Origin of the sequence: Okeania sp. SIO2C9 (assembly GCF_010672455.1) — a bacterium.
Taxonomy (GTDB): Bacteria; Cyanobacteriota; Cyanobacteriia; order Cyanobacteriales; family Microcoleaceae; genus Okeania.
In genome coordinates, this window is the sequence record NZ_JAAHGO010000141.1 from 1 (window position 1) to 11,332 (window position 11,332).

Consider the following 11,332-nt stretch of genomic DNA (forward strand, 5'->3'; position numbering starts at 1 on the left):
GGATGTGATGATTTTGTCAGAAAACCATTTCGAGAATCAATAATTTTTGAGACAATGAAAAAGCATTTAGGAGTGGAATATATTTACGAACAAGAAACTCCAGCTCCAACTGCCAGTGAATTGCCAAATTTAACAGTAGAAGATTTGGAAAAAATGCCTAGTGAATGGTTAGAACAACTGTATGATGCAGCGAAAGCTTTAGATGATGATCTGAGCTTAGAATTAATAGATAAAATTCCGGTTGAACAATCTTTATTAGCGGAAAAGTTAAGTAATTTAGTCAATGATTTTCAATTTAAGACTATTCGACAATTAATTGAATTACTTAGGTATTGAACATCGATATATTATCAAAAGTCATGTATGAAAATCGTCTTAGTCGATTATCTTAGATTCACTCTAACTTCTTAATTTATTTAATTAGGGCTTGCTGATTAAATCTAAAAGCATTGACATATAAATAAAAGTACCTTTTTGTGGTTAAAAAAGTGCGTCTATTTCAGTATAAAGCGCTCAAAAAGGAGCGTATTTTAGGCAAGAGTTGGGCAGAAAAATCATTCTTACAATTCTTATTTCTGCCTCCTCGCTCATTCCCATTTTTCCTGTCTCATGTCTCCTGACTCCTAAGAAATATCCTAGCTATTTGTAGCAAATATTGATCAATTTGTATAACATGAATAAAACTTGTATGAAACGACTCTTAATCTTGATAATTGTTAGTTTCTGTTTATTGATTTCTACATCTAAGATTTATGCTCAAAATAATCAGAACTTAAAACATATTAATAATCCTGTTATTTTAACCGATGAAAATACCAAATATCCTTTAGGATTACATTTAGAAATATTTGAAGATCAAACTAGGGAATTAACTATTGAAGATGTTGTCGATCAAGAATTTACTCCTAGTAATCAAAATATCCCCAACTTAGGTGTAAAAACATCAGCAATTTGGGTTCGCTTTCGAGTCAAAAATCAAGCAAGTGTGACACAAAAATGGATATTAAGTTTAAATGATACTCGTGCAGGTACAGTGAATTTTTATTTTGATCAAGGAGAAAAAAAAGGATTTAAGATAATTAAAACTGGGAGATTTTTACCTTTTAATACTAGAGAATTTAACCATCGTTTTTTTATCTTTAGTTTGCCTTTTGCTGAAGATAATGAAACAACTATTTATCTACGTTTAACTTCAAAAGCTGGTTTAGTTATTCCCTTAAATATTTATTCTTGGGAAACATTTTTCCAGGAGGATCAAAATCATGTTTTATCTTTAGGAATAGCTTATGGAACTTTTGTAATTATGATTGGTTATAATTTATTTTTATTTATTTCTTTAAAAGACAAAAGTTATCTACATTTTGTCTTGTTTATTATCGGTTATTTATGGTTTCGATTATGTCGAGATGGAATAGGACATCAATTATTGTGGAATAATTTTCCTAACTATTATGAGATTCAATCATTTGCCCTATTATTAATGTTGTTTTCGTGGATAAAATTTACCCAATCTTTCTTAAAGACTAAAAAATATCTTCCTCAAATTGATAGATTTTTATTTATTCTATCTTTAGTTCTAGTTATGGTAATTATTATATCAATGCCAACAAAATGGAATAATATTAGCGTGATTTTTAATGGTATATTTATTAGTTTCATAATATTAATAACTGCTTTGATCAGATGGAGGCAAAGATATAAGCCAAGTCAATATTTTTTATTAGCTATGTTGTCCCCTCTTTTAGGAATAATCATTCGTTCTTTTAGTGCTCTTGGTTTTATACCTTATGGTTTTTATGTAGAGAACCGTTCAAATTTTACTTTTAGTTTATCGGTATTATTATTTTCGTTTGCTTTGGCAGATAGAATTAATCTGATTCAAGATGAAAGAGAGAAAGCACAAAATCAAGCCTTGAAAAATGTAGAAATTAATCAAAAATTAATTAAAGAACAAAATATTATTTTAGAAAAAAAAGTTGTAGAAAGAACGGAAGAATTATCCATTGCTAAAGAAAAAGCGGAAGTTGCCAATCAAGCCAAAAGCAGTTTTATCGCTAATATGAGCCATGAATTACGCACTCCTTTAAATGCTATTTTGGGCTTTTCCCAAATTATGATGCGTTCTCAAAGTTTATCTCAAGAACAGAAGGAAAATACGACTATTATCAATAAAAGTGGCAACTATTTATTAACCTTGATTAATAATATTTTAGACTTATCTAAAATTGAAGCCGGAAAAATGACCCTCAATGCTAAAACCTTTGACTTTTATTCATTATTGAACGAACTGGAAGACTTATTACATATAACCGCAGAAAATAAAGGATTAACATTAATCTTTGACCATCAAGACGATGTACCTCGATATATCTATACTGACGAAACAAAACTCAGGCAAGTATTAATTAACTTAATCAATAATGGAATTAAATTTACATCTGAAGGAGGAGTAAGTGTCACAGTTGGTAGTCAAAAAAAATCCCCCCTTAATCCCCTAGAAATACAAAAAGAATCCCCCCTTAATCCCCCCTTAGAAAGGGGGAAAAGTTCGGGAAAAAATCTACCTTTGGAAAGGGGGAAAAGTTCGGGAAAAAATCTACCTTTGGAAAGGGGGGAAAGTTCGGGAAAAAATCTACCTTTGGAAAGGGGGGAAAGTTCGGGAAAAAATCTACCTTTGGAAAGGGGGAAAAGTTCGGGAAAAAATCTACCTTTGGAAAGGGGGAAAAGTTCGGGAAAAAATCCATCCTTAGAAAGGAGGGAAAGTAATGAAAAAGCAACTATTATTTTTGAAATCAGAGATACAGGAGCAGGAATAGCTGAAGCTGAAATTCCAAAATTATTTGAAGCATTTTCTCAAACTGAAACAGGTAAAAACAGTCAAGAAGGTACAGGATTAGGATTACCCATTAGCCGTAAATTTGTGCAGTTAATGGGAGGAGATATTACCGTCAACTCTCAAGTAGGAAAAGGTACAATCTTTAGATTTGAAATTCAAGTAAATGTTGCCGATAAAACAGATATAGAAATTGAACAAAACTCGCATCATGTCATAGCTTTAAAACCCCATCAACCTCGTTATAAAATATTAATCGTAGATGACCGCCCCACCAATCGATTATTATTAATTAAATTATTACAACCATTAGGGTTTGAATTAAAAGAAGCAGAAAATGGAAAACAAGCCATAGAAATCTGGGAGAAATGGCAACCTAATTTAATTTGGATGGATATGAGAATGCCAGTAATGGATGGTTACGAAGCAACCCAAATAATCAAAGGCACAACCAAAGGAAATGCCACAGCAATAATTGCCTTAACAGCAAGTGTATTAGAAGAACAGAAAGCAATTATTTTATCAGCAGGATGTGATGATTTTGTCAGAAAACCATTCCGAGAATCAATAATTTTTGAAACTATGAAAAAGCATTTAGGAGTGGAATATATTTATCAACAAGAAACTCCAGCTCCAACTGCCAGTGAATTACCAAGTTTAACAGTAGAAGATTTGGAAAAAATGCCTAGTGAATGGTTAGAAGAACTGTATGATGCAGCGAAAGCTTTAGATGACGATAGTATCTTAGAATTAATTGCACAAATTCCGGTTGAACAATCTTTATTAGCGGAAAAGTTAACTAATTTGGTGGATAATTTTCAATTGAAGACTATTAGACAATTACTGGAATTATTTGATTTTTGACCATCAATATATTAGATATCTCCAGAAAAAAGGGAATAGGGAATAGGGAATAGGGAATAGGGAATAGGGAATAGGGGAAAATAATTGATAATTTCTGTGGGATAATTGATTTTATTTTTTATTTTTGGAGATGTCTATTATGAAAAACTATGTATAAATAGGGTTTGCTGAAAAAGTCTTATGGTTAAGGGTAGGAGACAGGAGACAGGAGACAACCCACCCCTCGCCCCTCCCCCTCCCCTCCTGGGAGGGGAGGAACGGGGAATTATAGAGGAGATAGGAGGAAGAATAATCCCTTGATTATTCTGCGCAACTATGCGCCTAAAATGCTAATTTTTTGAACCATTACGAGCTAAAAGCTTGGACTTTTTCCAACTAAAAAATGCGCTCAACCTTTATATGTAAATGCTTTTAGATTTAATCAGCAAGTCCTAAATATTATAAAAAACCATGTATAAAAATCGTCTCAAAAATAATAAATATTATCAGCCAAATATAAACAATAGCGGAACTAAACTGTTTGGGAAACATCCCATTCAAATATTGTTAGTCATCCTATTTTTTGGGCAAGTTTTGGTAACTGTTGCTTTGGGAGAAGACCACTCCTTTCAGACTGAACAGAAAACAGTAGAAAATTTAGCTACCTTGGCAAAGAAACCAACACCACAGATACTCCGAGCAAGGGATGCAGGAAAATTTACCAAATTTAAACATATCACCAGTGAAGATGGACTTCCGGAAGATAGAGTTTGGAGTGTTGTCAAAGATAATGATGGGTTTATGTGGTTTGCTATGAATGGTGGACTCATTCGCTATGATGGCAATGGAATGAAAATTTTTCAGCACGATCCTAATAACCCTAGTAGTTTGAGTAGCGATCGCACTAGAGACCTATTGATAGACCGTAGTGGTACGCTCTGGATTACAACTTGGAATGCTGGACTTAATCAGTATGTACCTTCCACTGAGAGTTTTACCCACTATTATCACGATCCAGATAATCCCCACAGTCTGAGTAGTGATGCACTTCGAGCTATCCATGAAGACAGTCAGGGAAATTTATGGATTGGTACTTTGGGTGGTGGACTTAACAAACTGAATCGAAATACAAACAAATTTACTCGCTACCAACATGATTCAACAAATCCTCACAGTCTGATTAATAACGATGTGTTTAAAATCTATGAAGACAGCAAAGGTGTACTTTGGATAGCAACTTATGGTGGTCTCGAAAAGTTTGACTATGAAACAGAAAAATTTACCCATTACCAGCACGATCCAAACGACCCCCATAGTCTCAGTGACAATGTTGTACGAGGAATTTATGAAGACAGTCGCGGGAATTTATGGGTGGGTACTCAAAACGGTCTCAACATCTTAGACAGGGAAACCCAGAAGTTTACTCGATATCAATATAATCCCGACAATATTAATAAGTCAGATAACAACACAGTTTTTACAGTATCAGCAGTTGAGGATGATGCTGGTTTTCTGTGGTTTGCGACTTGGGGTAATGGACTTTACCGATTTGACCCCCAAACAAAAACCTTTACCCATTATGAACATAACCCAGGCGATCCCTATAGTCTCAGTCATGATAATACTCTCCCGCTCTACAAAGACAAAATCGGCAAATTGTGGATTCCCACAGAAAGGGGTGTGGGTATACTGGATCTTTTAGCCAAACCATTTATTCATTATCGTGCTATCCCTGGTGACGATAATAGTTTGAAACATAATGGTACCAATGCTATTTATGAAGACCGATCAGGTATTGTCTGGATTGGAGGTAGTGGTGGGTTAACCAGATTTGACCGAAATTCAGGAAAATTTACCCATTACGAATACAACCCCAATAATTCCAATAGCTTAAATAACCCGACGGTTAAATCTATTTGTGAAGACCAGAAGGGGAATCTTTGGATCGGTACTATTGGGGGAGGGTTGAACAAGCTAAATCTTGAGACAAACCAATTTACTCATTACGTTCACGATCCAAGCAACCCCAACAGTCTCAGCAATAACCTTATCCATGATGTTGAGTGTGAAAGTCAAACAGGTAAAATCTGGATTGGCACCTGGGGAGGAGGTTTAAACCAATTCGATCCTGAGACAGAGAAGTTTACCCACTATACTCACGATCCGGACAACCCCAAGAGTCTACTCAACAATCAAATTCGTGTTCTTAATGAAGACAGAGAGGGAAGACTTTGGATTGGTACTTTAATCGGACTAGATAAATTTGACCCTAAAACAAAAACCTTTAACCACTACTATTACCGTGGCAATGACCCAAATATAATTGGATATAATCTCAGTACTGCTGCTACTATCCAAGACATATATGAAGACCAACAAGGTCAACTTTGGGTGGGTAGTAGTTCAGGATTAGGAAAATATGACGATCGCCAAGATAAATTCATCCAATATACTGCTGATCGACATGGATTACCAAGAGATTCAATTTATGGCATCTTAGAAGAAAATACCTCTAACGATGAAAAGGGAAGAGGTTTGTGGTTGAGTCATAGTAGTAAGGGACTGACGAGATTTAACCCTGAGACAGGAAGTATCCACAATTATGATGTGAGGGATGGACTACAAAGTAACGCTTTTCTTTATAGCACTGCTCAACATAAAACTAAGGATGGTAAACTTTGGTTCGGTGGAGTAAATGGTATCACTGCTTTCTATCCAGAACAAATTCAGGATAATCCCAACATTCCGACTGTATTTATCACAGACTTTAAACTGGAAAATAAACTTGTTCCTATTGGTAAAAATTCAGTTCTCAAAGAATCTATCCTCAAAACCAAACACTTAACCCTCTCCTATAAAGACCGAATCTTCTCCTTTAAATTTGCAGCATTGAATTACCAATCACCAGAGAAAAATCGCTACAAATACAAACTAGAGGGATTCGATCGCGACTGGAATGAAGTAAGTAGTAAAGATAATTCTGCCACCTATACCAATTTAGATCCAGGCAATTATGTATTTCGAGCGATCGCCTCGAATAATGATGGACTTTGGAACGAACAGGGTGTTTCTATCAAGATTACAATCACACCACCTTGGTGGGAAACTCTTTGGTTTAGAGCAATGATGGGAATTTTATTTTTGGGAGTTTTACTAGGTGGAGTGTGGTGGCGTATATATGAAACTGAAAAACGTAATCGTGAACTGGAAACGGAAGTCAAAAAACGTACTGCTGAATTACAAGATTCAAATCAACAGTTAGTTATTGCTAAAGAAAAAGCGGAAGTTGCAAATCAAGCTAAAAGTACTTTCATTGCTAATATGAGTCACGAATTACGCACTCCATTAAATGCCATTTTAGGCTTTTCCCAAATTATGATGCGTTCTTCAATTCTCTCCAAAGAGGATAAGGAAAATACCACAATTATTAATAAAAGTGGCAACTACTTATTGACCTTAATTAATAATATTTTAGACTTATCTAAAATTGAAGCAGGGAAAATGAACCTCAATGCTAAAACCTTTGACTTTTATTCATTGTTGAACGAACTGGAAGACTTATTACATATTACTGCCGAAAATAAAGGATTAACATTAATTTTCGACCGCCAGAATGATGTACCTCAATATATCTATACTGACGAAACAAAACTGCGGCAAGTATTAATTAACTTAATCAATAATGGAATTAAATTTACTAAACAAGGAGGAGTAAGTGTAACAGTTGTGAGTCAAAAAGAATCTCTCCTTAATCCCCTAGAAAGGAGGGAAAGTTCTGGAAAAAATCTCTCCTTAGAAAGGAGGGAAAGTTCTGGAAAAAATCCCTCCTTAGAAAGGGAGAAAAGTTCTGGAAAAAATCTCTCCTTAGAAAGGGAGAAAAGTTCTGGAAAAAATCTCTCCTTAGAAAGGGAGAAAAGTTCTGGAAAAAATCTCTCCTTAGAAAGGGAGAAAAGTTCTGGAAAAAATCTCTCCTTAGAAAGGGAGAAAAGTTCTGGAAAAAATCTCTCCTTAGAAAGGGAGAAAAGTTCTGGAAAAAATCTCTCCTTAGAAAGGGGGGAAAAATACCCTCTTCCCTTAGAAAGGAGTTCAGGAAAAAATCCATCATTTGAAAAGGGGAAAAGTAATGGAAAAGCAACTCTTATTTTTGAAGTCAGAGATACAGGAGCAGGAATAGCTGAAGCAGAAACTTCTAAATTATTTGAAGCATTTGTCCAAACAGAAACAGGCAAAAATAGTCAAGAAGGAACAGGATTAGGATTACCCATTAGTCGTAAATTTATACAGTTAATGGGAGGAGATATTACCGTTAACTCTCAAGTAGGCAAAGGTACAACCTTTAGATTTGAAATTCCAGTAAATGTTGCCAATCAAACAGATATAGAAATTGAAAAAAACCCACGTCATGTAATTGCTTTAAAACCTAATCAACCCCGTTATAAAATATTAATAGTGGATGACCGCCCCACCAATCGTTTATTATTAATTAAATTATTACAACCATTAGGATTTGAATTAAAAGAAGTAGAAAATGGAAAACAAGCAATAAAAATCTGGGATGAATGGCAACCTCATTTAATTTGGATGGATATGAGAATGCCAGTGATGAATGGTTACGAAGCAACTCAAATAATCAAAGGTACAACTAAAGGAAATGCCACAGCAATAATTGCTTTAACAGCAAGTGTTTTAGAAGAAGAAAAGTCAATTATTTTATCAGCAGGATGTGATGATTTTGTCAGAAAACCATTCCGAGAATCAATGATTTTTGAAACTATGAAAAAGCATTTAGGAGTGGAATATATTTATCAACAAGAAACTCCAGCTCAAACTCCTACTGAATTACCAAATTTAACAGTAGAAGATTTGCAGACAATGCCTAGTGAATGGTTAGAAGAACTGTATGATGCAACGAAAGCTTTAGATGACGATAGTATCTTAGAATTAATAGAAAAAATTCCGGTTGAACAATCTTTATTAGCGGAAAAGTTAAGTAATTTAGTCAATGATTTTCAATTTAAAACTATTAGGCAGTTAATTGAATCATTTACTTTTTGATATCATGTCCGCTGGTATCGTTTGTGTAAAATCAAGGGTGAATATCTACAGGAAATTTACGTTTTTTCAAGCTTTTAAGCCTTCTTCCCTCTTCCTTCTTCCTTCTTCCTTACTTCACTATACAATACCGATGCTACCGGACATGATATGACAAGAAAATATAGAATTAATGAGAATAAATTTATTGATTATTTATGAATAAGACTTTTATGAAACGACTCTCGATATTAATGATTTTGAGTTTCTGTTTATTGATTTATGCATCTAAGATTTATGCTCAAAATAATCATAGCTTAGAGAATATAAATAATCCTGTTATTTTAACAGATGAAAATACAGAATATCATTTAGGATTAAATTTAGAAATATTTGAAGATCGAACTAGAAAATTAACAATTGATGATATTACGTCACCAGAAATAGAAAAAAAATTTATCCCTAATACACAATCTATCCCAAACTTAGGATTAAAAAAATCAGCTATTTGGGTGCGTTTTCGAGTTAAAAATAATTCTAGTTCAATAGAAAAATGGAAATTAATATTAGCAGATGTCAGAATGGGAAAAATCGAGCTATATATTCCTCAAGATCGAAAAAAAGAATTTATTATCAAAAAAACAGGTAGATATTTACCTTTTAATACTAGAGAATATAATTATCGTTATTTTATCTTTAATTTACCGTTAAACTATCAACAAGAAAAAACGGTTTATTTACGTTTAACTTCTAATTCAATAATTATATTTCCTTTAATAATTTCTTCTTTAGATAATTTTCTGATTAGCGATCAAGATAGTCTTATATTCTTTGGTTGGACAACAGGAATAAGTTTAATTATTTTCATCTATAGTTTATTTTTGTTTATTTCTTTAAAAGATCCCGATTATTTTTATTATAGTATCTTCAATTTTTGTTTTTGTGCTACACGAGTAACAAAACATGGTTTCTATCAACAATTTTTATTTCCTAATTTAACAAATGAATTTGAAATACATATATTATTGGTTTTTCTTAGTCTTTTATCGATAATTAAATTTTCGCATAGTTTTTTAGCAATTAAAAATAGTAATAGATTTCTACATAAGATTAATTTATTTTTGATGATTATTATCATTGTTGTGGTAATCATGAGTTATCTTTTTTTACAAACTTATATTATTAGTATTAATTCTATTTTATGTATAATAGCCCCTGCTTTTGTCTTAATGAATACTATTATTAGATTGAAACAAGGTTATACTCCAGCTCGTTATTTCTTTTTAGGTTTATCTATTCCTCTCATTATTATTATTTTTATTGCTTTGACTGTAATACATGCCAATGAAAATAATGTATTAGCTGCAAAAAGTCTTGAAATTAGCTTAATTGTATCTATTTGTTTCTTTAGTTTTGCATTAGGGGATAAAGTTAAATTAATCAAAGAACAAAAAGAAAAAGCTCAGAATGAAGCTTTCAGGAATGCTGAATTAAACACTAAGTTAATTCAAGAACAAAATGTATTTTTAGAACAAAAAGTAGCAGAAAGAACTGAACAATTATCAATTGCTAAAGAAAAAGCGGAAGTAGCAAACCAAGCAAAAAGCTCATTTATAGCTAATATGAGTCACGAATTACGCACTCCATTAAACGCCATTTTAGGCTTTTCGCAAATTATGATGCGTTCTCCAACCTTATCTCCAGAACAGAAGGAAAATACAACTATTATTAATAAAAGTGGCAACTATTTATTAACCTTGATTAACAACATTTTAGACTTATCTAAAATTGAAGCAGGGAAAATGAGCCTCAATGCTAAAACCTTTGACTTTTATTCATTGTTGAACGAACTGGAAGACTTATTACATATAACCGCAGAAAATAAAGGATTAACATTAATCTTTGACCATCAAGACGATGTACCTCGATATATCTATACTGACGAAACAAAACTCAGGCAAGTATTAATTAACTTAATCAATAATGGAATTAAGTTCACCAAACAAGGAGGAGTTTCCTTAACAGTAGGTGCCACAGAAAAATCCTCTCTTAATCCCAGCTTAAAAAAAGAAGAAAACCATCAAAAATCCACAATGATTTTTGAAGTAAGAGATACAGGAGCAGGAATAGCTGAAGCAGAAACTCCTAAATTATTTGAAGCATTTACTCAAACAGAAACAGGTAAAAACAGTCAAGAAGGAACAGGATTAGGATTACCCATTAGTCGTAAATTTATACAGTTAATGGGAGGAGATATTACCGTTAACTCTCAAGTAGGCAAAGGTACAACCTTTAGATTTCAAATTCAAGTAAATGTTGCCAATAAAACAGATATAGAAATTGAACAAAACCCTCGTCATGTCATAGCTTTAAAACCAAATCAACCTCGTTATAAAATATTAATCGTAGATGACCGCCCCACCAATCGATTATTATTAATTAAATTATTACAACCATTAGGGTTTGAGTTAAAAGAAGCAGAAAATGGAAAACAAGCCATAGAAATCTGGGAGAAATGGCAACCTCATTTAATTTGGATGGATATGAGAATGCCAGTAATGGATGGTTACGAAGCAACCCAAATAATCAAAGGCACAACCAAAGGAAATGCCACAGCAATAATTG

Annotated in this window: 3 protein-coding genes and 1 pseudogene; all 4 read left to right on the forward strand. The window is 33.1% G+C overall.

What is annotated here, in order from left to right; genetic code table 11:
• Positions 1-336, forward strand: a pseudogene (locus F6K23_RS38795) (hybrid sensor histidine kinase/response regulator); the annotation flags it as partial.
• A 352-nt stretch (positions 337-688) separates the two neighbouring features.
• Positions 689-3,697 (forward strand): hybrid sensor histidine kinase/response regulator, encoded by a 3,009-nt coding sequence (locus tag F6K23_RS38800; RefSeq protein ID WP_293166294.1) that lies wholly within the window; start codon positions 689-691, stop codon positions 3,695-3,697.
• Between the two features lie 450 nt (positions 3,698-4,147).
• The gene (locus F6K23_RS38805) at positions 4,148-8,731 is read left to right on the forward strand and encodes a hybrid sensor histidine kinase/response regulator (RefSeq protein ID WP_293166296.1); all 4,584 of its coding nucleotides are present in this window, start codon (positions 4,148-4,150) and stop codon (positions 8,729-8,731) included.
• A gap of 194 nt (positions 8,732-8,925) precedes the next feature.
• Positions 8,926-11,332: hybrid sensor histidine kinase/response regulator (locus F6K23_RS38810; RefSeq protein WP_293166298.1), on the forward strand; the 2,407-nt coding region annotated here is incomplete at its 3' end.

Bases quoted from the DNA above. Each gene is read 5' to 3' on its own strand.
- F6K23_RS38800 (WP_293166294.1), top strand. From the start codon at position 689: ATGAAACGACTCTTAATCTTGATAATTGTTAGTTTCTGTTTATTGATT.
- F6K23_RS38805 (WP_293166296.1), top strand. From the start codon at position 4,148: ATGTATAAAAATCGTCTCAAAAATAATAAATATTATCAGCCAAATATA.